This window comes from Herbaspirillum lusitanum (assembly GCF_026127345.1).
GTDB classification, from domain to species: Bacteria; Pseudomonadota; Gammaproteobacteria; order Burkholderiales; family Burkholderiaceae_D; genus Herbaspirillum; species Herbaspirillum lusitanum.
The window spans coordinates 44,204-66,920 of sequence record NZ_QXFG01000002.1 but is presented as its reverse complement, the minus strand read 5'-3'; the positions used below and the strand labels follow the sequence as shown (position 1 = coordinate 66,920).

Here is a 22,717-nt window from a genome sequence, read left to right as displayed (position 1 = left end):
AAAACGAATGCCATTTATTGCTACGACAACAAGCTTATCCATGCGAAGACGCATGCAATCGCTGGCGGCGCTGATGCTGCTGTCCGCCTCCGGCGCCATCTCACCGGCCCAGGCGGCGGATGCGGATGCTGCGGGCCTGTGCGCACCCGATCTGAAAGTGGACAAGGAAAAGCTGGCGGCGCGCCTGCTTGCCGCCTATCCGGTAAGCACCGCCTATCTCGCTGTGGGAGAACACCCTGCGCCGCTGTCGTCATACCGGGCGCTGGCGTCATGGGTGCTCAAGAAACGCGCCGCCGGGAAATCCGCAGGCGGCGCCTGCACGGGCGACAGTTGCAACGCGGATCACATTGCCGATGACCTGCAACATCTGCTCGACGACAAGGACGCGCAGTTCAAACCGAGCGGTCGCACTAACGTCGCGTCGTTCTTCGACGCCGACAATCAGGGCAGTCTCGCCTGCGTGCACGGCAACGCGCAACTCAGCTTGCCGCATGCGGCGTCGGCGGCGACCATGACTGCTGCACCTGCACCTGTGGCTGCAGCCGCAGCAGCAGAACCCGCCACTGCTGCCGCTCCCGCAACAAACCAGCCGGTAACCCATGAGCCGGGCTGGATGGATCCGGTGCGCGTGCGCGGCAATCCCGATCAGTTGTCCATCGATCGCAGCAACCAGGCCGCCTATGCCTCGGTCGAGCGGGCGCATCTGACGCTGGCCAATGATGACGTGGCGCAGTCGCGCACCAACGACATCGTGGTGTTTGCCGGCTATTCCTTCGACAAGCGTCCGATGGATGGCAACGGCAGCACGTACGAGGCGGTGCCTTACGTCGGCTTCAAGCAGAACCGCGTCACCAATTACAACGGCGGCGCGATCACGGTGGATACCACGCGCACCGGCCAGGCCGGGGTGCTCTCGTCGTTCCACTTTGTCCATCCGGGATCGGCCAACACCGAAGACCTGACGGCGCGGCCGGACTATCTCGTCAACAGCTCCGACGGCAGCCGCCTGCTCACCGTCAACTTCACCTACACGATGGTGCGTCCCGGCATCCTCAACGACTTCATCCGCTGGAACAACGGCCTTGCCTTCAAGCCCATCCTGATCGGCCAGAGCCGCAACGGCACCTATCTCAATCGCGGTGAAGCGGCGGTCTACGAGCAGCATCAGGACTTCATCCGCCTCGGCGCGCAGGCCGGCTTCACACTGGCATCGACCAACCCGAAGCTGCCTTTCGACTTCACCACCACCTATACCGGCCTCAAGGCTTTGCAGGGCTCGCGCAGCATCCACTACTGGAAAGGCGCGCTGACCTACAACTTCAACCAGAACGTCGGCCTGAGCCTGGATTATTCGAACGGCCTGCTGCCGGACACCGGCGACGCCGAGCGCAAATGGGGACTGGGTATTGCGACCAAGTTCTGAGCCTGCCATCCGCGTCTGTCGGCGGCAGCAAAAAGGGCACGTGCAATTAACGCACGTGCCCTTTTCGCAAACGATCCTGAAATAAGAAATGTCGTTACGACAATATTGCTACTTGTAAAAAGCTTCGACCTTGCCCTTGACCTTGGTCAGCAGGGGATTACCTTTGCGATCCAGGGCCTTGCCGGCCGGGACTTTGATCCATCCTTCGCTGATGCAATATTCATCGACGTCGGTGCGCTCTTTGTCGTTGAGCTTGATGCCGACTTCGTGCTCGAAGATGGCGGCATTGAAGTGAGGGCTGCGCGGATCGATCGAGAGCCGGTCGGGGAGCGGGGGGCGTTGTGTAGTGTCGTTCATGGCGACAATTATCGACGATAAGATTGCGCAAAACAATTCTTTGTTGAGATCGCCGCATTTCTCCGGCGCCGCCGCCCTTTCGCCTCCATTGGCAAATTCTCCGAGGCGTGCCGGCGCTTGTCGGCTACCATTCCCTCTTCGACGACATGAAGAAGAGAAACAGCCATGGGCATACTTGACGATGCGATACGCGAGATAAGGCAGGAGAAACAGGCGGCGGCAGACGACGCCCGGCAGGCGCTGGAAGATTTCGACATGATCACGTCCCGCGCCGTTGACGCGGTGAAGACCACGGTCGCCGCGCTGCGGCTTGAATTGCAGGCGGCAAACTGGTGGAGCGATGAACTGCACGAGGATGGCCACAAGCCGGAATACCTGAGCCTGAGTTTTCGCGTACGTCGCCATGCGCACGCCCCTGAGTCTGCGGCCAACCCCGACTACGTCTATTCCATCAGATTCGACGCCCTGGGCGGCGCCATCCGGATAACCGATTCCATCGAGCCCTTGCTGGAGCCGCTGGAGTTTCGCGGCGTGGCCAGACAGGATTTCGGCGCGGATCTGGAGAGGGATCTCAAGTTTTTCCTGAAGGCGATTCTTTACAAGCATTGAAAAATCTCGTCAGGCCAGCTTCCCGGTGGTTGCTTCAAGCAGAGACCACGCTTCGTCGCCCATGCGGCGCTTCCACTCGCCATAGAAACCGGCCTGACGCAGCTTCTCCTGGAACGGCGCCCGATCGACCTTGGTGAACTGCACGCCTTTCGTCCCGAGATTGCCGGCGAGTTCACCGTTGAGCTTCTCGACATCCGTTCGCTGTTTTACGGCGGCTTCGTTCATCACCTTGACGACGATATCGCGCGACGCTGCCGGCAGCGACTCGAACGCCTTCCTGTTGGCAACCATCCAGAAACCATCCCACATGTGGTTGGTGTAGGAGAGGTGTTTGGATATCTCATACATCTTGGAAAAGTAAATGGTGGCCAGTGCGTTCTCGATGCCATCCGCCATCCTGGTCTGCAATGCCGAGTAGGTCTCGGCCCAGGGAATCGACACCGGCGCGGCGCCGAGCGACTTGAACAGCGACGTCCAGAGCGGGCTGGGGGGAACGCGGATCTTGAACGCCTTGAAGTCTTCGGGCGTGCGAATCGGCTTGGCCGAAGACAGCGCCTGACGGAAGCCGTTATCCCACATCTTGTCGAATGCGATCAGGTTGGATTTCAGAAAAGCCGCCTGGATGTGTTTGCCCAGAGGGCCGTCCATCGCCTGCCATACCTTCCCATAATCGGAGAAGGCAAAGCCGATGCCGTTGATTGCCGCCACCGGCACCAGCGACCCGAGGATAAGGCCGGACTGAACAAAAAAGTCAATCGCGCCGGCGCGCACCTGCGACAGCATGTCCGCGTCGGTGCCGAGCTGGCTGGAGGGAAAAATGCTGATGTCGACCTGGCCGTTGGTCTGCTCCCTGATCCTGGCGCTCGCCTCGGTGAGCCGCACATTGAGCGGATGATCGGCCGGCATGATGTTGGCGCACTTCATCCTGAACTGCGCCTGCCCCCAGACCAGGGAAGGAAATGCGAGCGCGGCCATTGAAGCGCCTGCTGCGCCGGCGCCGGTGATGATGAGCTTGCGGCGGTTGGTGTCCATCTTGGTGTCCATGTTTGTCTCCTCGTTCTTTTGGTCAGTTTTCAGCAAAGAAATTCAGGAGCGCATTTGCGATGAACTCGGGCTGCTCCTCCGTTACCCAATGTCCGCTATCGGGAATCAATCCGCCGCGGACGTCCTCCGCCACGCGTTGCAACGATTCAAAGGTTTCCATGCCGCGCCCGAATCCCTTGGCGCCGCCCAGCGCCAGTACCGGCATGCGCAACTTCCCGTCTTTCTGCAGCATCGCGTGGTTGTCTTCCGCGTCCCGGGGAAGCTCACGATAGAAGGAATACATGGCGCGCATGGCGCCCGGTTTGACATAGGTGCGCAGATACTCTTTGCGGTCTTCTTCGCTGATGCAGTTCGGCCGGTAGCCATAGTTTTCGAAGAGCCAGTTGATGATCAGATGTTCGCGATCCTGGAACAGCGCTTCCGGAAGATCCGGGGTGCGAAAAAACGAGTGGTGCCAGCGCCGGCCGTTTTGCGAAAAATCGGCGCCGTCGCCGGGAATCGCGACGTCGAGAATCGCCAGCTTCCTGACTGCATCCCGATGCTGCGCCGCCAGCGAGAACGCCGTCGGTCCGCCCCAATCATGTCCGACCAGATAAAAATCGCTGATGCCCAGCGTCGCCAGCAACTGCCACACATCGTTGGAAACGGTCTTCTTGTCATACCCCCCGGCCGGCCGGGATGAGTCGCCCAGGCCGCGCAAATCCGGCGCAATTACCCGATAGTGTTTTGCCAGATGCGGGATGACATAGCGCCATTCGTGGGATGTCTGCGGGATGCCGTGCAGCAAGACCACGGGGAATCCGCTGCCGGCAGTAACGTAGTGCAGCGTGACCTCGTCGAGGTCGGCAAATTGATGGCTGAGGTGCGTCACAGTGTCTCCGTGTCAGGGCAAAGGAAAAAAACAAGGCCAGGTAGCAGCGATCCGTTGCGGTCGCCGGGTCGGTTGGATTTTTCTTCTTGCCGCTTTTTCTTAAAAAGTGATAATCATCATAGATTGCAAATTTGCCGCTTGCTACGGCAGAAAATGGAAGATGGTTATGCAAATATGGATAACTGACGAGCCACGGACGAACCACCGACGGAGATGAAAGTGAGCAATTTCGATTGGGATGATTTCAGGGTATTTCTTGCGGCGGCGCGTACGCAATCGGGGCTGGAGGCGTCTCATCTGTTGAAGATGAGCCAGTCCACCGTCTCCCGGCGACTCGGCAAACTGGAGAAGGATGTCGGCTCGAAACTGTTTGATCGCAGCGCGCAGGGGTTGCGCCTGACCACCGCAGGCCATCATCTTTTCGAGCACGCAGAAAAGCTGGAAAGCACGCTTTCGGCGATCGAGTCGCAGGTGTCCCAGGGCGATCGCATGGAGCTGAGCGGCGAGATAAGAATCGGCGCCACCGAGGCTTTCGGCACGTTCTTCCTGATGCCGCATCTCTCCCATTTTTGCCAGCGCCATCAAGCCATCAGCATGGATGTCTTGCCGCTGCCGCGATCGCTGAATATTTCGAAAAGAGAAGTGGATACCTCGGTCGCGCTTGACCGCCCCAGGACCAACAGTTTTGTCACGCGAAAACTGGGCGAATATCGTTTGCTTCCTTACGCGACGCCTGAGTATCTGGAGCGCCATCCGCCGATCAGGCGCGTTGAGGATTTTCAGGATCACCGCTGGATCGATTTCGTGGATGACCTGCTGTTTTCGCCGCAGCAGTTCCACTTGCACAAATGGAGTTCATCGCTGCAACGCTGCCTGCGCAGCACCAGCGTGGTCGCTCAGGCGCAGGCGGTGAAAGCGGGCCTCGGCATTGCCATCATTCCCTGCTTCCTCGGCAGCGTGACGGACAACCTGGTGCCGATACTGCCGGACAAGGTCGACATCACCCGCTCACTGTGGCTGGTCGCTCCGCCGGAGCGACGCGAGCTGGCGCGCATCCGGGCGCTGTGGGACTACGTGCGCGATATTGCGGAACTCAATGCGGATTATCTCGATGGGAAAACGACGGAGATGTCTTGGTTGAAATAGACAGATTGAGGTGGATTGCTTGCCCTTCGTTGAGAGTACTCCGGGCAGCCGGATTCAATCCGGATTCTCGGTAATTGGCGTCCCCTGATGGAATACGATTTTCCATTTTCCGCCCGTCTTTTGCCACAGTGTCGTTCTACGGGTGAGCCTGTCGGGTTGTTGTAAAACATAGTTGAGTTGATAGAGATCTTCCGCCAGCCGGCGCAACTTGAACTCACTACAGACAAGATCGTCCGCTTCCGCGCTCTTGTATCTCTCCAGCAGCGTCTCTATGACGAAATTGCGATCATAGATATTGCCGCTTGCGCCGATCTCCCAAAAATCGTCCGTAGTCATGCCAAGGAGATCGTCGCGGCTGGTTCCGAATTCGCGGCGATGAAAGATGGGTTCGCGAACACGGAGCTCGGCAAGCACGGCATCAATTTCTGGTATCGACATTCATATTCCTTGCGGCGTCATCAATCAACTCTTTTCAGAATAGCATGCCGACCCTGATCAAAAAACACGGGATAAGGGCAAGCTGCACTCGTTCTTTTCAACCCGGAACGGCAGGCAGCAATGTCCTGATCCGATCAGACCACAGATACAACTTCCTCGATGCGTGAACAATGAGAAAATAGGCGTTGTCCAAAGCCACGTCGCAGCTTTCCCTTCACTCCCCCAAGCCATGTCATCACTGAAGTACCTGAGCGCCTATTCCGAACAGACGCGTGCACAAGTTTCGCAACTGATCGCGGAGGATCGCCTGCGCGACGTGCTGCTCAAGCGCTATCCGAAGACGCACGACCTGCGCACCGACAAGGCCTTGTATCAATACGTGCAGGAGTTGAAAACCGAGTTCCTGCGTAACGCGGAGCCGATCAACAAGGTGGAATACGACAGCAAGATTCACGTGATCAACCACGCGCTGGGATTGCACACGTCGATCTCACGGATTCAGGGCGGGAAGCTGAAGGCCAAGCATGAAATTCGCGTCGCCACTCTGTTCAAAGAGGCGCCGATTGAATTCCTGCGCATGATCGCCGTTCACGAGCTTGCGCATATCAAGGAAAAAGAACACGACAAGGCGTTCTACAAGCTGTGTTCGTACATGGAACCCGATTACCATCAATACGAATTCGATTTGCGCCTCTACCTCACGGAAATCGATCATTCCGGACGGCGCATCTGGGGTGCCGAAAAGTAGAGGTCCGTGCACGTTGTCCAGGAAAACTCCGGGACAACGCGCAACACCTTCGTGGAAACAGACACCGATAAAAAAGCCCGCAAAAATGGGAATCAGGCGCAGGCGCTGATTGTCTTTTCCTCGTTGTGCAGATCTTCTGCGTCAAGAAATTTGAAATGCTTGTCGACCGAAAAACAGGCCCACACGAGGAGCACGTCGAGAATGATGATTCCGATGCTGGTCACGCTGAGGCTGGAGCCCATGATTAAGTCCTTTCGGTCAAATGTTGCGGTGGGAAACGCTGCATTTGAATCAATCATACTTAACCGAATGTCTTGGTCATATCAGTCAAATCCTGATTTCCGAGGGGCAACGAGGTCCACGCCCCGCAGCGATACGCCGACGCGCTGCAAGTAGTCCTTCAACGACTCCAGATGGTCCGATGCGACAATCGCGCCGATATAACCATCCGGTCGCACCAACATCCACTCGCCGCGCTGAAGTCCATAGGCATCGTGGAAATGGCCGTCACAATCCACCAGATTTCCTCCAGGTCCAAAGAGATGAACCTGCATACCCTTGGCTTCCAGGGAGTGCAGGAGCGGTACGTGAAATCCGATCAATGTCCAGTGGGTGCCGCGGAACAGGTCGAAGAGACGCAGCGGCGTACCCGGGAGCGTCGCGACAGGAGCATCCGGGGCGCGGTCGCCTGCTCGCGGCCCGTGCTCGCGCACAGAGGTTTCCAATGCCAGCGATGAGCCTGGATAACCGAGGTCGAGTTGCTGCACTTCTCTTCCGCGACGCATTTCTCCCCGCTTGGCTTCCTCCAGCAATCTGGTCGACAAACCCAGCATGGATTCCGCGATCGGACGCCGCTCTTCTTCGTAGGTATCGAGGAGCGTTTCGTCGGCGCCGGCCAGCACGGCGGCCAATTTCCAGGCGAGATTGTAGGCGTCCTGAACGCTGGTATTGAGGCCCTGGCCGCCCGTCGGCGGGTGGACGTGCGCCGCGTCTCCGGCCAGCGAAACGCGACCGACGCGATATCGTTGCGCCAGTCTTGCATGCATCTGGAATGCCGATGCCCAGTGGACGGCGACAACCGGGATATCCGCGCGGCCGGTGCGTTCCAGCACCATGCTAGTCAAGCCCTCGGCCGAGAGGTCAGGCTCTTCGTCCCCTGCCAACGCCGCCTGCAATTGAAAAAGATCGGTTCCAGCCAACGGGCACAAGGCGATTTGCCGCTCCTGCGATCCACCGCTGAAGCGATGCCAGACGTCCCGGCTCAAGCCTTGCAAGGACACATCCGCGACCACCGCTCTCACCCCCAATGTGTTGCCGGGGAAGTCGATCTGCAGCAGATTACGGACAAAGCTGCGCCCGCCATCTGCGGCAACGGCATAGCGTGCCCGCAGCACTTGCTCCCCGCATTTGCCGGTGATCCGTGCGTTGACGCCTTGCTCCTGCGGCTCCAGCCCAATCAGTTCGCAGCCGAATTCCACCTGATGCCCGAGTTCGCCAAGCCTGGTCCGCATCGCCGCTTCGGTCAGAAACTGCGGCACCATCCAGGGCGTCAAATAGGGCTCCGAGGGCGTCGGCAGCCTTTGCTCGCTCGTCGGCGAGTCGCGCCAACTGCCGTCATCCTGGTACTCACGCTGCGGCGGATAGGGGGCGCCTGTCGCCATGATGGTCTCAAGGATGCCCAAGTCCTCAAAGATTTCCAAGGTGCGAGGTTGCAAACCCTTTCCTCGCGAGCCGTGAAAAGGGGCTTCCATTTTTTCGATGATGCGGAAAGAGACACCCCGTTGCGCGAGGACAAGCGCCAGCGTGAGACCAGTTGGGCCTGCTCCGCAAATCAATACATCTGTTTCATTGTTCATCAGCATTTTCGGCCTCATAAGTGTAATATGCACATAATCAAGGAGAGTGTATGCCAATGAATAAAAATGTGCAAGATACACATATATCGTCGCAACTCAAGATTCTGCATGGAGCGCTGATCAGTATCGCCAGTGCGATGAATCGGCCCCAGCGCGATGAGGCGATGATCAGGGAAGCCGGAATTCCTCTGGATCGGGCGCTGTTTCCTCTGCTCGTCGGAATAGAAAAACTCGGTCCCATCGGCGTAGTGGAGATCGCGGATCGCGTCGGACGCGACTACACCACCGTCAGCCGTCAGGTCTCGAAACTGGAAGAACTGGGATTGGTACGCAGGGAAAGCAGCGCGGCCGACCGCCGCATCCGCATGGCATCGGTCACCGCCAAGGGCAAGGCGATGACCGAGCTGGTCGACGCCGCACGCGAACGCATGGGCAGAAAAATTTTCGCATCCTGGGAACAAACCGAGATGGACAATCTGGTGCGCCTCATGCGCAAGTTTGCAGACGCCCTGGACAAGGTTGGTGAATCATGAGGTGGATGTTGCGCGCCCCAAGGCTGACCGTACAGGCTCAAGAGCTGCAAGGCGCGCAAGCTTCATCGCCGGGGCGTCCGCATGACGAACGCCCCGGGACATGGCCGAACTCCTGCCGCCAACCGGGACTTTAGCGTTATTTCAACCAGTCCCTGATGCGCCTGCTCAGCACTTCGCAGCTGATGCCGTAACGGTCATGCAGCGTCGGCAGCGCACCCGCGTCAAGGAAGGCGTCCGGCAAACCAGCCATCTGGAAACCGGCAGGCTGCACACGGTTACGCATCAGCGTGCTTGCCACGATTTCACCCAGTCCGCCGATGACCGAATGATTCTCGGCGACCACCACGAGACGAGTTTTCTTTTTTACCTGCTCCAGCACGGTCGCTTCGTCGAACGGCTTGATGGTCGGGCAGTGCAATACGCCCACGCTGACGTTGTCGGCTTCAAGCGCCTTCGCCACTTCCAGAGCGCGCATCGTCATGAAGCCGCTGGAAATGATGAGCACGTCGTTGCCGTCCCGCAGCTCCTTGGCTTTGCCCAGTTCGAACTTGTAGTCGTATTCGTCCAGAACCAGCGGCACGTTGCCGCGGGCCAGACGCATGTAGACGGGGCCTTTGTGTTCGGCGATCTGCGGCACAGCCTGCTCCAGGTCCAGGGCGTCGCAGGGATCCACGATCGTCAGGCCGGGGATGGCGCGCATCATGGCCAGGTCTTCGGTGGCCTGGTGGCTGGGGCCATATCCGGTTGTCAGTCCTGGCAAGGCGCAGCAAATCTTGACGTTCAGATTTTCTTCGGCAATGACCTGATGGATGAAATCATAGGCGCGACGGGTGGCGAACACGGCGTAGGTCGTCGCGAACGGCACCAGGCCTTCCTTCGCCATTCCTCCCGCGGCAGCCATGAGCAATTGTTCTGCCATGCCCATCTGGAAGAAGCGCTCGGGATATGCTTTCTGGAATAGCTGCAAGTCGGTGTACTTGGCAAGGTCGGCGGTCATTCCGACAATTTCCGGCCGGTCGGCGGCATACTCAACCAGGGCTTTGCCAAACGGAGCCGCCTGGACGCGTTGCCCTTCGGCGGCAATCGAGGCAATCATTGCCGACGTCGTCAGGCGCGGTTTCTTTTCGGCTACGGTATTCATGCTGGGCTTCCTTCCTTGTATGACTGATCGAGAATGTTCAGCGCCTGCTGCCATTCGGGCGGGTCGACGCGGATGAAATGATTCTTCTCGCGCTGCTCCAGGAACGGCACGCCTTTTCCCATCAACGTATCGAACAGGATCACGCGCGGCTTCGACTCCGGCAACTGGCGAGCCTGGTCGAACGCCGCGATCACTGCGGGCAGATCATTGCCGTCCACGCGTTGAACGTGCCAACCGAACGAAGCCCATTTATCGGCCAGAGGTTCGAAGCCCATGATCTTGCCGGAAGGACCGTCGGCCTGCTGATTGTTGATGTCGACCAGGCAAATCAGATTGCCGAGATTGTGATGCGCAGCGCCCATGGCGGCTTCCCAGGTAGCGCCTTCGTCCAACTCCCCGTCCGACATCGAGTTATAGACGAACGACGCACTTCCCTTGTGACGCAACGCGAGCGCCATGCCGACACCGATAGCCAGTCCTTGACCCAGCGAGCCGCCGGAAATTTCCATCCCCGGCGTATAGGCCGCCATGCCGGACATCGGCAAACGGCTGTCGTCGCTGCCATAGGTTTCAAGCTCCTCCTCGGGGAGGATGCCGGCCTCAATCAGCGCTGCGTAGGCCGCGATGGCGTAGTGTCCGTGCGACAGCAGGAAGCGATCGCGACCTTCCCACTCCGGCTCCGTCGGACGGATTTGCATGGCGCGCTTGTACGCGACCGCCAGTACATCGGCCCAGCCGAGCGCCTGACCGATATAACCTTGCCCTTGCACTTCACCCATGCGTACGGCGAAGCGGCGGATTCGATATGCGCTTGCACGCAGACTTTCGAGATTTTCAGACATATGAATTCCTTCGTTGATAGATGCCATGCAGGTCAGAGGAAACCGATGGAGAACCACGGCACGAACGCCACGATAAGCAGTCCGATCACCAATATTCCCAGATAGGGCCAGATGCGCCTGACCGCGACATCGGGATGAACACGCCCGATGGTGCAGGCTGCGTAGTAGCCCAGACCGAATGGCGGTGCGAACAGGCCGACGCCCATCGACAGGATGATGACCATGGCGTAGTGAACCTCATGCACCCCGATGGCCTTGGCCACAGGGAACAGCAGCGGCGCGAACAACACCATCGCCGGAATGCCTTCCAGCACGCTGCCGAGCACGATGAACGCCGCGATCGAGACCAGCAGGAAACCGTATTTCCCGCCCGGCACACTCGTCATCGCCTCAGCCAGGCTATGCGAAAAGCCTGACTGCGTCAGCGCCCAGGACATGCCCGTGGCGGTACCGATGATGAACAGAATGGCGCCGGAGAGAGCCGCGGTATCCACCAGCATCGGATAGATCCGCTTCCAATCGAATCTGCGGTAAATCAGCAGACCGGCGACGACCGCATAGGCAATGCCGATGGTCGAGACCTCTGTCGCGGTCGCCACGCCTTCGACAACGGCAGTGCGAATCAGAATCGGCAGCAACAGTGCGGGCAACGCAATCGCCAGAGTGCGCAAGACGACCTTGCCAGGCGCGCGCTGGTAGCCGTCCATGATCTCTGCACTGCGAAAGCGCGCCAGGATCGCCAGCAAGACTGCCAGAACGATGCCGGGCATGATGCCGCCGGTGAACAAGGCGGCGATGGAGACGCCCGCGACCGATCCGATGGTGATCAGCACCAACGAAGGAGGAATCGTTTCGGCCATGGCGCCGGAAGCCGCCAACAATGAAATCAGTTCGCCCTCATGGTTGCCGCGACGTTTCATCTCCGGCAACAGAACCGGCGCCACGGCCGCCATGTCGGCGGTCTTGGCGCCCGAGATTCCCGATACCAGTAGCATCGCGCCCAGCAATACGTAGTTCAGGCCGCCGCGTACATGGCCCACGAGCGAAGCGAGAAAATCCACCATTGCCTTCGCCATGCCGGTCATTTCAACCAGATGCCCCAATAGAATGAACAACGGAACAGCCAGCAGAATCAGCGAACTCATGCCTTCATCGAAACGTCCCGCGACAACCGCCAGCGGACTGCTGGTGACGGTCAGCATGAACGCCACGGTCGCCAACCCGAAGCAGAATGCGATCGGGATGCCCAGCAATACCGACATGCCCAACAGCAGGCCAAAAAAGATGACGAGGTTCCAGTTGCCGATTCCTTGCAACCACGCAGACCCAAGGTACATCGCGGCGCCGAGGATTGCGATGGCGACGACGACACCGATAAAATCGGCCAGGCGGTGCCGGGAAATCCGCAGCAGGCAGATGACGATCATGAACACGGCGCCGACCGCGACTGCGGCCGCACGCACGGTATTGGGCCAACCGAGCGCCGGCGTCTGTATGAACATTTCGTCTTCGGCGTATTCCCACATCGGCCCCATCAGAATGAGCAACATGAGACAGGGCGCGATGATGGCCAGCGCTTCCGCCCAGGCCTTGCCGCGTTCGCTCAGGAAGCCCACCAGAACCGTGGTGCGCATATGCGTGCCGCGGCGCAGCGCGACCGCCGCGCCCAGATTCGCCAACCAGAGGAACAGGATGGAGGCCAGTTCATCCGCCCACGGAATCGGGTTGTTGAAAATGAAGCGCATCACTACGCCGGCCAACAGTACCGCCACTTCGCCCACGACGAGTGCGGCGGCGGGAATCTCGATGGCGTGCCCCAACCAGTTTTCCAGGCGCACGGACAACGACGTGTCCGCAAGCGCCGGGCGCTCAAGCGACAGCGCGCTCATCCCAGGCTCCCCACGCTGTTCTGCAGCAGTTTCCAGGCATCCTCTCCGAACTTGCTGCGCAGATCCTTGTAGAAGGTGCCTTTGGCCAGCGCATCCTTGAAGGAGTTCTTATCCGGCTCAATGATCTGCACGCCTTTGGCGGCCAGGTCATTGCGGGCGGAAATCGAGAGCGATGCGATGTCGGCACGTTCATCGGTTGCTGCCTTGTCCAGCTCGCGGCGCACGATTTCCTGGATATCCTTCGGCAGACGCTCGATGGCGCGACGGTTGCCCAGAATCCAGTAGGCATCCCATACGTGGTTCGACATCGCACAGAATTTCTGCACTTCATACAGCCGGGCCGTACTGATGATGGCTAACGGATTCTCCTGTCCCTCCACCAGCTTCGTCTGCAGCGAGGAATACACCTCATTGAAGTTGATCGGAGTCGGACTGGCGCCCAGCGCCGTGAACAGCGAGGTCAGCATCGGCGCCGCCGGCACCCGCAACTTCAGTCCTTTCAGATCTCCTGCGGTCTTGACCGGTTTGGTGGACGTAGTGATCTGGCGAAAGCCGTTATCCCAGGGCCTGGACATGGTGAGCAAGCCGGCCTTTTCGATCTGTGCGCGGACATAGGCCCCCAGCGGGCCGTCCATCGCGGCCCAGACTTCCTTGTAGTCGTGGAATGCAAAACCCGTATTGACGATACCGGCCGCCGGCACCAGGGTCGACAACACCACGCTGGCCTGATTGAAGAATTCCACACCGCCATTGCGGATTTGCGACATCAGGTCGGTATCCGAACCCAACTGGTTTGCCGGAAACAGTTTGATCTCCAGACGACCGTTGGTGGCGTTGCGAATGCGCTCAATCGCCTCCTGCGCCCGCTTGTTCACCGGGTGAGTCGGATCCTGTCCGGTCGCGAATTTGTACGTAAATTCAGCCGCGTTAGCCGGGCGCGTCATGATGGAAAATAACGGCAACGCCGTTGCAGCCGCCCCTATCTTCAACACTTGGCGACGGGTGATATTCTTTTTTGCGTCCTCGATCTTGCTCATGTCTTGTCTCCTTTTATGATGTCGTTGAATCCGTGGCAACCGGCTTAGTGAATCAGCATGCCGCCATTCACGTCGAGCGTGATGCCGGTGCAATACAGCGAAAGGTCGCTGGCCAGGAAGACGCAAGCGCCGCCGATATCGTCTGCGCGGCCAAGGCGCGCCAGGGGAATCGTTTCGGCAATGTCCGCTTTCTTTTCCTCGGTCAGTTTTCCCTTGATGATGTCGGTGCCGATCAGGCCCGGTGCAATGCTGTTGACGCGAATGCCATCCGGTCCGAATTCGCGCGCCATTGCACGCGCCAGGCCGAGTACGCCGGCCTTGGCAGCCGAGTAATGAGGTCCTCCCAGGATGCCGCCGCCGCGCTGGGCGGATACCGACGAAATGCAAATGATCGATCCGTTCCGCTGTTGCTGCATCGTCGGCAGGACCGCCTGCGACATGTACATCGTGCCGCGCAGACTGACATCCAGGATACGATCGTAATCAGCACCGGATATCTCGAGCGTCTTCGCGGCCTGGGTAATGCCGGCATTGTTGACGAGGATGTCGATCCGTCCGAATTGCTGGATGGCTGCGGCCGCGGCTGCGTCGCAGGATGCCTTGTCCGTGACATTGGCGACCAGTCCGAGATGACCGTCGCCGATGCGTGCAGCGGCTGCGGCAGGCTCCGCTTGCGCAAGGTCCAGGATGACTACGCGAGCGCCGTGCGACGCCATCAGACGTGCCGCGGCAAAACCCAGACCGTTGATGCCGGCTGCGCCGGTGATGACGGCGACTTTATCTTTGAGCAACATGAAATACTTCTCCGGTTAATGATCATTCTTGAGAGAACGCCGGAGACAGGCATGTGGAATGCCGCCGCGTGCGGAGCTTGCCTCTGCGCGCGACCCGTCTCCTTTCTTGTTCTTTTGCCGCATGTTCGGCCTTTGCCGACCTGACGACAAGCGAAGTATCATCATGCTAAAGTGACGAATCGTCATCTTAGATCCGGAGCTGTCCATGGCTGCATTGCCGCCCATTCCCAATCTCCAGGCATTCGAGGCTGTTGCCCGGCGCAGGAGCTTTGCGCTGGCTGCAGGAGAACTCCATCTCACTGCGTCGGCGGTGAGCCACCAGGTGGCGCGACTTGAATCCTATCTTGGCGTTCGCCTGTTTGAACGCAGTGCACATGGCGTGCACATCAGCGCCGCCGGAGAAAGCTATCTGGCGCGGATTCAAGGCGCGATCTCCGCCATCACGGCAGCATCCATGGATGTCAAACATGGCGTCAGCAACAGCCTGTACATCCACTCCGCTCCGAGTATCGCCAGCTTGTGGCTGATGGAACGACTGAATGGCTTCGCCCGCGCCTACCCCGACATTTCATTCAACCTGTCTGCAGCGCACACGCCCAGCAATTTCGAACTCGGCGAAGTCGACATCGACATCCGCTACGGCATACCGAACTGGCCGGGCCTGCAGGTTGAACCGCTGTTCGAGGAACGCATTGTCCCGCTCGCCAGCCCCGAGTTCATCCGTCAGAATAAATTGAAAAAACCCGAGGACCTGCTGAGGGTCCGGCTCATCCGCAGCAACGTCAGCGTCGTTCAATGGCCGGACTGGTTCGCGATCTATTCTCCACTGCGTACTCCCAACCAATTTGCGGTGCGCTTCGATCGCGCGCAAATGTCGTTGGACGCGGCGACTCAGGGCTTGGGCGTGGCGCTGGAGAGCACCACGGTTGCAGGACGGCATATCAGAGAACGACAGCTAAAACCTGTGTTCGGGTTGGAACAATGCATCAAGGTGAAAGCGCATTTTGCCGTCTATCCTGCGCGCCACATCAAGCGGCCTGCGGTTGAGGCATTTCTGGGATGGTTGCGAGAACAGGCGGCGCTGGAATAGTGAAACCTTTGTTTGCTTTTGGAAGGGATTTACCCCACCCTGTCCATTCAAGGCACTTTGCCGCCATCCTGGATCATATGAAGCTCTCGACATTCATCATCACCAACATGGAACAGGTTCTGGCGGAATGGGATCGATTCGCAAAAACGCTGGAACTGGAAGGACTGCTGTCGAGGAAGGAATTTCGGGATCACGCGGAGCAGATTCTGCGTGCGATTGCGTTGGATATCGACACCCATCAGAGCGCCGAGCAACAGCAAAGAAAATCGCAAGGCCTGTCGCCTGAGAATACCGTTGCCAGTGGGGCGTCCATCTACGGTACCGCCCGGCAGCATGACGGCTTCACGCTGTTGCAACTGACCGCAGAATTCCGCGCGCTACGCGCGACGGTGCAACGCCTCTGGTTCGCCTTGGGAAACGCGCTCACGCCAGCGCACAGTGCTGATCTGATTCGATTCAACGAGGCCATCGATCAGGCGCTGGCCGAATCGGTCGGTACTTATGCCGCACAGGCTTCACGGGCCAAAGATACCTTTCTTGCCATCCTCGGCCATGATCTGCGTAATCCCCTTGCAACCATCACCCTGTCCAGTAGCCTGCTGGGGCAGCCCGGGATGACAAAGGAAGCGGTCGCGTTGCTGGCACCGCGCATCAAGCGAAGCGCGTCCATGATGAACTCGATGATTAACGACCTGCTGGAATACGCGCGGGCTGAACTGGGCGGCGAAATGCCGATGGCGTTCGCTGATGCGGATATGTTGGATATCTGCCACTCCGCGGTTATTGACGCTTCCGCAGTCCATTCTCACTGTTCTTTCGTCGTGAATGCAAAAGAGCCGGTCCTGGGTTGCTTTGATCAGATCAGACTGCAACAGGTATTTACCAACCTTCTCAACAACGCCGCCCAGTACCGGGGCGACGAACAGCCCGTCGCGATGACACTGTCGTCGGACGCGGACAGCGCAACCATCTCCATTCAGAATTCCGGCGCCTTGATTCCGAAGGAGGCCATCGATGCCATTTTCGATCCCATGGTGCAGTTGGCGATTGTTCCCCAGCAAAGGCAGCGGGCTACGACGAGCTTGGGGCTGGGCTTATATATCGCAAAAAAGATCACCGAAGCTCACGACGGCTCGATCGGCGTCGAGTCACGCGATTCCACCGGAACGACATTTACTGTCGTCGTTCCCAGAGTAAGACCCTGCCATTGACCTGTTGTCCTACGCATAAAAAGCGTTGCGCCTATGGCGAACGAGGAAAGATGGTGTCATGGTGGTTATGGAGGAAATATGAACAAAAGCATTCTGATAGTGGATGACGAGCCTGACTTTCTCGACGTCATCGAAGTGGCGCTGCTCATGGGTGGATATCGGGTGGCGCGAGCAAAAGACGGCAAACAAGCTTGGGAAATGCTCGACAGCGAGACTCCGGGCATCATTTTGTCCGATTATTCGATGCCGAGAATGAATGGATGCGAACTATTCGACCTGGTAAGAAGCTCCAGTCGAGGCAGAAATATGCCATTCATATTCATGAGCGCAACGCCGGAGCTGATCAGTTCTGTCGGGTCCTATTCCGTGCTGCGCAAGCCGTTCCAATTTGACGCCTTGATGGCTAAAGTCGACTCCATGTGCGCTTGATGAGTTGCATTTAAAGGCACTGCCCGGCAGTCTGATCATCATCCCCAAAGGAACGCCGCACGCCGGCGCCGTGGTGACGACTTCCCCGACGGTCGCCTGCAGCGCTTCGGCGAACCGGTGTAGCCGCTCCGGCGAGGGCGACCTCAAACAGGAAGCTGATTGCGCCGGCGTAGTTCCCGGATCACACCGCTGTGATCGAGATCGCCGTCGCCGTGGTCCAGCATGTCGGAAAACAGCTGGTCGGCCTTGTTGATCATCGGCAAATCCAGTCCGACGCTGGCGGCGAAACGGATCGCCGTGCCGGTGTCCTTGACCTGGTAACGCGCCGGACCGCCCGGCGCGAAATCGCCGCTGATCATGCGCAGCGCGTGCTGGCGCAATATCGTCGAGTCGGCAAACCCGCCCAGCAGCGCCTCGCGCACTTTTGCCGGATCTGCACCGCCACGCTCGGCCAGCAACAACGCTTCCGCCACGCTGGCGATGTTGTTGGCGACCATCATCTGATTGACCAGCTTGGCCAATTCGCCGGATCCCGCCGGACCGACGTGCGTCGGGCGCCCCATTTTTTCCAGTAGCGGCAACGCCTGTTCGTAGGCTTGCACCGTGCCGCCGGCCATGATCGCCAGGCTTGCTTCGATCGCACCTTTTTCACCGCCCGACACGGGAGCATCGACGTAGGCCACGCCGCGCGCGGCAGCTTGCTGCGCCTGACGGCGAGCGGTCTCGACCGGGATCGAACTCATGACCACCAGCAATGATCCCGCACGCATGCCGGCGATCAGGCCCTGCTCACCCAGCAGCAACGCATCGCAATCGGGACCGGAACTCAGCATGCAGACCAAGGCGTCCGCGTCACGGACGACGTCACCGGCCTCGGCAATCACCTCGGCGCCGAACGCGGAAAGCCGCCGCGCTTTGTCCGGCGTGCGATTCCATGCCTGCACGCGATAACCCGCTTGCGCCAGATGACGCGCCATCGGGAAACCCATGATGCCGATGCCGATGAAACCGACAGTTTTGATTTTTGCGGCAGCCGTCATGTCGCTTCTCCCGTGCCGGTACTGCCGAAGCGCACCGGCAATTCGCGCTCGATGCAGGCCGGGAAGCCCGCCCTGAAACGCGCCAGGTGCGGCGTCTCCAGATGCAGATCGAATGCCTCGCGGTCGTCATACACCTCGTAGAAAAGCACCCGCGACGACCCCGGAAAACGCACCACGTCGAACTGGCGGCAACCCGCTTCGTCGGCCACCGAATGCCGTGCATCGTCATGCGCCAGCGCGAGGAAATCCGCCATGCCGGCGGACTTGACCTCGAACTCTGCAATCACGACAAATGCTGTTTGCGTTTCTATTTTTATTCCTGCATTTGCCATACGCCGCTCCTAAGGCAGCAAGATGCTGCCGCCCGGATTGGCGCGAGCGTGCCGTTCCATTTCCTGACGCAGCTTCACGACGTCCAGATCGCTCGACAATTCGACGTCCTCAAAGCGGACCACCGTGTCCTTCCTGACGGGACGCTTGAGCTTGACGTTATGCGCCAGGCCGATCGGCAATGCGCCCAGCGCCAGGCTCTTCGATGCGGGAATCGCGTTGGCCCACACCGCATAGCCGCCCTCGCCGTCCAGCATCTCGCCGGCCTGCAGGTCGCGCTTGGCGGTGGCGACCGCATCGCCGCGGAACTCCTTCGAACAGCCGGTGGACTCGCCGCGCAGCACTGCCGACAACACGCTGATGCTGGTCTCGAGTCCGATCATGTGGAACGGCCGCCACATCGAGCCGTACCAGCCCGACTTGTCGACCAGCAGGCCATATTGCTTGAAGCAGGCGCGGGCATATTCCGTCGGCGCCTTGAAGGTGACGAAGACGCCGTAGCGGATGTTGTTGAAGACTTCGCGACCGTCCGGCTCCTGGCTGGCGGCGATGTCGACCAGGCCGCTGCGCGCCAGCCGGCCGCCGTCGGCGGCAGGACGGAACACGCTGGCCAAATCATGCAAACCGGTCGGCGGAAACGCCAGGCCGTCGTCCGGACAATCGAGGCCGGTGCCGTTGGCGACCGCCGCCATTTCAATCGCAGCCTTGGTGCCATCGGTGAAGGAGTTGTACATCTTGGGATTGAAATCGCCCTTGGCGACTTCTTCGTCGGTCCAGCCGAAAAATCCCCAGACGGTGTCCGGCGTCGAATAGCGATAGCGCGGTTCGTAGTTCATGCCCTTGCCGGCCGAGACCAGTTCGAAGCCGCAGGAACGCGCCCAGTCGACCAGCTCGCAGATGATGGCCGGCTGGTCGCCGTAGGCCATGCTGTAGACCAGGCCCCTGGCCTTGGCGCGCGCCGCCAGCAAGGGACCGCACATGGCGTCGGCTTCGACGTTGACCATCACCACGTGCTTGCCGCCGTCGATGGCCGACAAGGCGTGGCGCACGCCGGCGATGGGGTGGCCGGTGGCTTCGATGATGCATTCGATTTCCTGGCAATCGGCCAGTGCGGCGGCGCTGTCGAGCACGCAGGTGGTGCCGTTCTTGACCGCGTCGCCGAGCGTTTTGGCCTGGTATCTGTCCTTTTCCCAGCCCACCCGCTCCAATGCCGCATGGGCTTTTTCCACATTCAGATCGGCCACGCCGACGATGTGCATGCCTTCGATGAGCCGGGCCTGCGCCAACACCATGGAGCCGAATTTACCGGCGCCGACCAGGCCGACGCGCACCGGGCGGCCGGCCGCCGCGCGTTCGCGCAGCAAGCTGTACAGATTCATTGTTAATCCTCGTCAATAACGGCAGGCATCGCCCGTGTCTCTCGCGTTCCGGGCTTGGGGTGCGATACCTGAAAGCGTGAAATTGTCGTCATGCCTTGCGCCACTACGCGTGAAACAGATGAACCAGCGCCATGGGACAAACCAGCCGACAGACTCTTACGCAACGGACGAACTGCTTTTGCTGCAGCTTGAACTTCGCCCGATGTGTGCAAAAAGTTTACTCAGCGCATCCTGTTAAAACAATTAACATTTACGAGAGAAATACTTAGTTTTTCTAATCGATAGAAAACGGGGGAGGCGAAGGAAATGCGGAGGAAGGGATTATTTTGAAAACGGCAAACGGAGATATTGCGCTTGCTCCGCCTGCCATTGCGCGACTTCGACGCGCAGCCAGTCGATGAAGACGCTGACCTTGTTTTTGCGCAGATGATCGACCGGGCAGACAATCCATTGGGTAGTCTGGGAAATTCTGGGCGGATTGCGCACCGGACAAACCAGGTTGCCGTCGCGCAGTTCGCGCCACATCATCAGGCTGCTTTCAAGCGCCAGGCCGATGCCGTCGGCGGCGGCGTCGACCGCCATGTGGCTGCGGTCGAACAGCACCCGGCGCATCTGGTTCGGCGGCGTTATCTTGCTCATGGAAAACCAGTACGGCCACTGCACCTGCGACTTGACCGACTGGATCAAGCGATGCTGCGCGACGTCGGCCACGCTCATGCTGCCGGCAGCGGCATAACCGGGGCTGCACACCGGGAAAAACCATTCCTCGGTCAGCCCTTCCGTGAACAGCCCCGGCCATTGACCGCGCCCGTGGCGGATCTCAACGTCGACCGTCTCGCGCGTGAAGTCGGTCACTTCATTGGTGCCGTTCAGGCGCACTTCGAGATCGGGGTGGGCGTCCAGGAACGAACGCAGGCGCGGCAGCAGCCATTTACTGGACAAGGTCGGCGTCGCCCGCACCGTCAGCAGCGTGACGGGACGCAGGCCGCGGATGCTTTGGGTGGCTTCGGAAATGCGGTCGATCTCTTCGGCGATCATCGAGAAATAACGCTCGCCTGCTTCCGTCAGCGCAACCCCGCGGCCGACCTTGACCATCAATGAGGTGCCGAGATGCGTCTCCAGCGCCTGGATCTGCTGGCTGACCGCCGAAGGGGTGACATTGAGTTCTTCAGCCGCGCTCGAGATGCTGCCGGAACGGGCCACCGCATGGAAAACACTGATCGAGCGCAGAGGAAGATACATGGCGTCAACTCTTTAAATTTTCTACACGATACTTAAAAATAAATTAATTGTACTTCACCAACAAACCTTTTACATTCAATCACGGACTCCCCAGGCAAGCTCACAGAAAGCGACCGGGGAATCTCGAAAGCACCCGGCCAGCGTGCCGATTGCCGCAGCCGACCTATAAAAAACTGGAGACAACAGCATGAAGCAAACCACACCGCCACGCGGCGATTTTTCATCGGACTCGTCGTCAAGCTTGCCTTCCGCCAAACGCCGCAGCTTGCTGACCGCAGCGGCGACGTTGCCCTTGTTCACGGTCTGGTCGGGCCCGGCGCGCGCCGCCGAATTCAATTACAAGCTGGCCACCGGCCAGTCGCTCGACCAGCCGGTCAATGCGCGCCTGAAGCAAGCCACCGATCGCATTCGCGAAGCCAGCGCAGGCCGGCTCGACATCCGTTTCTTCCCGGCCAGCCAGCTCGGCTCGGATACCGATCTGCTGACGCAGGTGCGCTCGGGCGGCGTGGAATTCCTGAACATCGCCGGCTCGGTCATTTCGACGGTCGTGCCGCTGGCCGCAATCACCAACGTCGGCTTTACCTACTCCGATTATCAGCAGGTGTGGAGCAGCGTCGACGGCGAACTCGGCAAGCTGATCCGCGCGCAGATCGACAAGAGCGGTTTCGTTTCCGTGGCGAAGGCCGGCGACAACAGCTTCCGCCAGATTTCATCCGCCTCCAAACCGATCAAGACGCCCGCCGACCTGCAGGGCTATCGCATCCGCGTACCGGTGTCGCCGATGTTTACCTCGCTGTTCAAATCGCTGGGCGCCAATCCGACCTCGATCAACTTCAACGAGCTGTACACGGCGCTGCAAACCAAGCTGGTGGACGGCCAGGAAAACGGTCTGGTCGCCATCGATTCCGGCAAGCTGTACGAGGTGCAGAAGTACATCACCCAGACCAATCACATCTGGGATCCGTTCTGGATGCTGGGCAATCGCCGCGCGTTCGCCGCCTTGCCCGACGACCTCAAGAAAATCGTGCAGCGCGAGTTCGATCGCGCCTACATGGAGCAGCGCGGCGACGTTGAGCAGCTCAACACCACGCTCAAGGAACAGCTCACCAAGAAGGGCATCGTCTTCGAGACCGCCAATCGCGACTCCTTCCGCAAGGCCTTGTCCGACGCCGGTTTTTATAAGGAATGGCGCGACAAGTTCGGCGCCGCGCCGTGGGCTGCGCTGGAGGCCGTCGTTGGGAAAATGTCGTGAGCGCCGTGCATAGCGC

At 59.5% G+C, this 22,717-nt stretch carries 24 protein-coding genes; 9 read left to right on the top strand and 15 right to left on the bottom strand.

Going from position 1 to position 22,717, the window contains the following annotated elements; translation table 11 throughout:
* Nucleotides 1-40: 40 nt before the first annotated feature.
* The gene (locus tag DXT88_RS00605; protein WP_265210976.1) at nt 41-1,423 is read left to right on the top strand and encodes a hypothetical protein; all 1,383 of its coding nucleotides are present in this window, start codon (nt 41-43) and stop codon (nt 1,421-1,423) included.
* A 108-nt stretch (nt 1,424-1,531) separates the two neighbouring features.
* Here the strand turns inward: DXT88_RS00605 and DXT88_RS00600 are convergent, their stop codons facing one another.
* Entirely contained in the window at nt 1,532-1,780 is a 249-nt protein-coding gene (locus DXT88_RS00600; protein ID WP_029363418.1) for a DUF3297 family protein, read from the bottom strand.
* Nucleotides 1,781-1,945: 165 nt separating this feature from the next.
* On the opposite strand from DXT88_RS00600, the gene DXT88_RS00595 reads away from it, so the two are divergent.
* A complete protein-coding gene (locus DXT88_RS00595; protein ID WP_265210972.1) occupies nt 1,946-2,389 on the top strand; it encodes a hypothetical protein in 444 nt (147 codons plus the stop codon).
* A 9-nt stretch (nt 2,390-2,398) separates the two neighbouring features.
* Here DXT88_RS00595 and DXT88_RS00590 read toward each other — a convergent pair whose 3' ends face one another.
* Together DXT88_RS00590 and DXT88_RS00585 are read right to left on the bottom strand one after the other, a co-directional pair.
* Complete coding sequence (locus DXT88_RS00590) at nt 2,399-3,421, bottom strand: TRAP transporter substrate-binding protein (RefSeq protein ID WP_265210970.1); 1,023 nt, start codon at nt 3,419-3,421, stop codon at nt 2,399-2,401.
* A gap of 34 nt (nt 3,422-3,455) precedes the next feature.
* Nucleotides 3,456-4,304 carry an alpha/beta fold hydrolase gene (locus DXT88_RS00585; protein ID WP_265210968.1) on the bottom strand — a complete coding sequence of 283 codons (849 nt, stop codon included), beginning with the start codon at nt 4,302-4,304 and terminating at the stop codon, nt 3,456-3,458.
* Between the two features lie 219 nt (nt 4,305-4,523).
* Here DXT88_RS00585 and DXT88_RS00580 point away from each other — a divergent pair, with 219 nt between their 5' ends.
* A complete protein-coding gene (locus DXT88_RS00580; RefSeq protein WP_265210966.1) occupies nt 4,524-5,450 on the top strand; it encodes a LysR family transcriptional regulator in 927 nt (308 codons plus the stop codon).
* Between the two features lie 54 nt (nt 5,451-5,504).
* On the opposite strand, the gene DXT88_RS00575 is transcribed toward DXT88_RS00580, so the two are convergent.
* Entirely contained in the window at nt 5,505-5,888 is a 384-nt protein-coding gene (locus tag DXT88_RS00575) for a nuclear transport factor 2 family protein (RefSeq protein ID WP_016834145.1), read from the bottom strand.
* 229 nt (nt 5,889-6,117) lie between these two features.
* Between DXT88_RS00575 and DXT88_RS00570 the strand changes: the two genes are divergently transcribed.
* Nucleotides 6,118-6,636 (top strand): YgjP-like metallopeptidase domain-containing protein, encoded by a 519-nt coding sequence (locus tag DXT88_RS00570; protein ID WP_265210963.1) that lies wholly within the window; start codon nt 6,118-6,120, stop codon nt 6,634-6,636.
* A gap of 92 nt (nt 6,637-6,728) precedes the next feature.
* Here DXT88_RS00570 and DXT88_RS00565 read toward each other — a convergent pair whose 3' ends face one another.
* Nucleotides 6,729-6,878, bottom strand: a complete 150-nt coding sequence (locus tag DXT88_RS00565; RefSeq protein ID WP_016834143.1) for a hypothetical protein — start codon at nt 6,876-6,878, stop codon at nt 6,729-6,731.
* Between the two features lie 81 nt (nt 6,879-6,959).
* Nucleotides 6,960-8,498, bottom strand: a complete 1,539-nt coding sequence (locus tag DXT88_RS00560; RefSeq protein ID WP_265210961.1) for an FAD-dependent oxidoreductase — start codon at nt 8,496-8,498, stop codon at nt 6,960-6,962.
* Between the two features lie 50 nt (nt 8,499-8,548).
* Here DXT88_RS00560 and DXT88_RS00555 point away from each other — a divergent pair, with 50 nt between their 5' ends.
* Nucleotides 8,549-9,025 (top strand): MarR family winged helix-turn-helix transcriptional regulator, encoded by a 477-nt coding sequence (locus tag DXT88_RS00555; RefSeq protein ID WP_265210959.1) that lies wholly within the window; start codon nt 8,549-8,551, stop codon nt 9,023-9,025.
* Between the two features lie 136 nt (nt 9,026-9,161).
* Here DXT88_RS00555 and DXT88_RS00550 read toward each other — a convergent pair whose 3' ends face one another.
* The 5 genes from DXT88_RS00550 to DXT88_RS00530 are packed head-to-tail and all read right to left on the bottom strand — an operon-like array spanning nt 9,162 to nt 14,728.
* The gene (locus tag DXT88_RS00550; RefSeq protein ID WP_016834140.1) at nt 9,162-10,166 is read right to left on the bottom strand and encodes a transketolase family protein; all 1,005 of its coding nucleotides are present in this window, start codon (nt 10,164-10,166) and stop codon (nt 9,162-9,164) included.
* Nucleotides 10,163-11,008: a transketolase gene (locus tag DXT88_RS00545; RefSeq protein WP_265210956.1), complete on the bottom strand. Its 846-nt coding sequence runs from the start codon at nt 11,006-11,008 to the stop codon at nt 10,163-10,165. The genes DXT88_RS00550 and DXT88_RS00545 overlap by 4 nt, the downstream gene beginning before the upstream one ends.
* A 32-nt stretch (nt 11,009-11,040) precedes the next feature.
* Nucleotides 11,041-12,897 carry a TRAP transporter large permease gene (locus tag DXT88_RS00540; protein WP_265210955.1) on the bottom strand — a complete coding sequence of 619 codons (1,857 nt, stop codon included), beginning with the start codon at nt 12,895-12,897 and terminating at the stop codon, nt 11,041-11,043.
* Nucleotides 12,894-13,934, bottom strand: coding sequence for a TRAP transporter substrate-binding protein (locus DXT88_RS00535; protein WP_265210952.1), 1,041 nt, complete (start codon nt 13,932-13,934; stop codon nt 12,894-12,896). Before DXT88_RS00535 ends, DXT88_RS00540 begins: the two co-directional genes overlap by 4 nt.
* 44 nt (nt 13,935-13,978) lie before the next feature.
* On the bottom strand, nt 13,979-14,728 hold the full coding sequence (locus tag DXT88_RS00530) for an SDR family NAD(P)-dependent oxidoreductase (RefSeq protein WP_265210951.1): 750 nt from the start codon (nt 14,726-14,728) through the stop codon (nt 13,979-13,981).
* Nucleotides 14,729-14,933: 205 nt separating this feature from the next.
* On the opposite strand from DXT88_RS00530, the gene DXT88_RS00525 reads away from it, so the two are divergent.
* From DXT88_RS00525 to DXT88_RS00515, 3 genes are all read left to right on the top strand, one after another.
* Entirely contained in the window at nt 14,934-15,818 is an 885-nt protein-coding gene (locus DXT88_RS00525) for a LysR substrate-binding domain-containing protein (protein WP_029363416.1), read from the top strand.
* Nucleotides 15,819-15,895: 77 nt separating this feature from the next.
* On the top strand, nt 15,896-17,029 hold the full coding sequence (locus DXT88_RS00520) for a sensor histidine kinase (RefSeq protein WP_265210948.1): 1,134 nt from the start codon (nt 15,896-15,898) through the stop codon (nt 17,027-17,029).
* A 78-nt stretch (nt 17,030-17,107) separates the two neighbouring features.
* Complete coding sequence (locus tag DXT88_RS00515) at nt 17,108-17,458, top strand: response regulator (protein WP_265210946.1); 351 nt, start codon at nt 17,108-17,110, stop codon at nt 17,456-17,458.
* 143 nt (nt 17,459-17,601) lie between these two features.
* On the opposite strand, the gene DXT88_RS00510 is transcribed toward DXT88_RS00515, so the two are convergent.
* The 4 genes from DXT88_RS00510 to DXT88_RS00495 form a co-directional block, all read right to left on the bottom strand.
* Nucleotides 17,602-18,498 carry an NAD(P)-dependent oxidoreductase gene (locus DXT88_RS00510; RefSeq protein WP_265210944.1) on the bottom strand — a complete coding sequence of 299 codons (897 nt, stop codon included), beginning with the start codon at nt 18,496-18,498 and terminating at the stop codon, nt 17,602-17,604.
* Nucleotides 18,495-18,830, bottom strand: a complete 336-nt coding sequence (locus DXT88_RS00505) for a putative quinol monooxygenase (RefSeq protein ID WP_265210942.1) — start codon at nt 18,828-18,830, stop codon at nt 18,495-18,497. The genes DXT88_RS00510 and DXT88_RS00505 overlap by 4 nt, the downstream gene beginning before the upstream one ends.
* Nucleotides 18,831-18,839: 9 nt before the next feature.
* A complete protein-coding gene (locus DXT88_RS00500; protein WP_265210940.1) occupies nt 18,840-20,207 on the bottom strand; it encodes an NAD(P)H-dependent oxidoreductase in 1,368 nt (455 codons plus the stop codon).
* Nucleotides 20,208-20,528: 321 nt separating this feature from the next.
* Nucleotides 20,529-21,449: a LysR substrate-binding domain-containing protein gene (locus DXT88_RS00495; RefSeq protein WP_040503401.1), complete on the bottom strand. Its 921-nt coding sequence runs from the start codon at nt 21,447-21,449 to the stop codon at nt 20,529-20,531.
* Nucleotides 21,450-21,636: 187 nt separating this feature from the next.
* On the opposite strand from DXT88_RS00495, the gene DXT88_RS00490 reads away from it, so the two are divergent.
* The gene (locus DXT88_RS00490) at nt 21,637-22,701 is read left to right on the top strand and encodes a TRAP transporter substrate-binding protein (RefSeq protein WP_016834126.1); all 1,065 of its coding nucleotides are present in this window, start codon (nt 21,637-21,639) and stop codon (nt 22,699-22,701) included.
* Nucleotides 22,702-22,717: the final 16 nt, after the last annotated feature.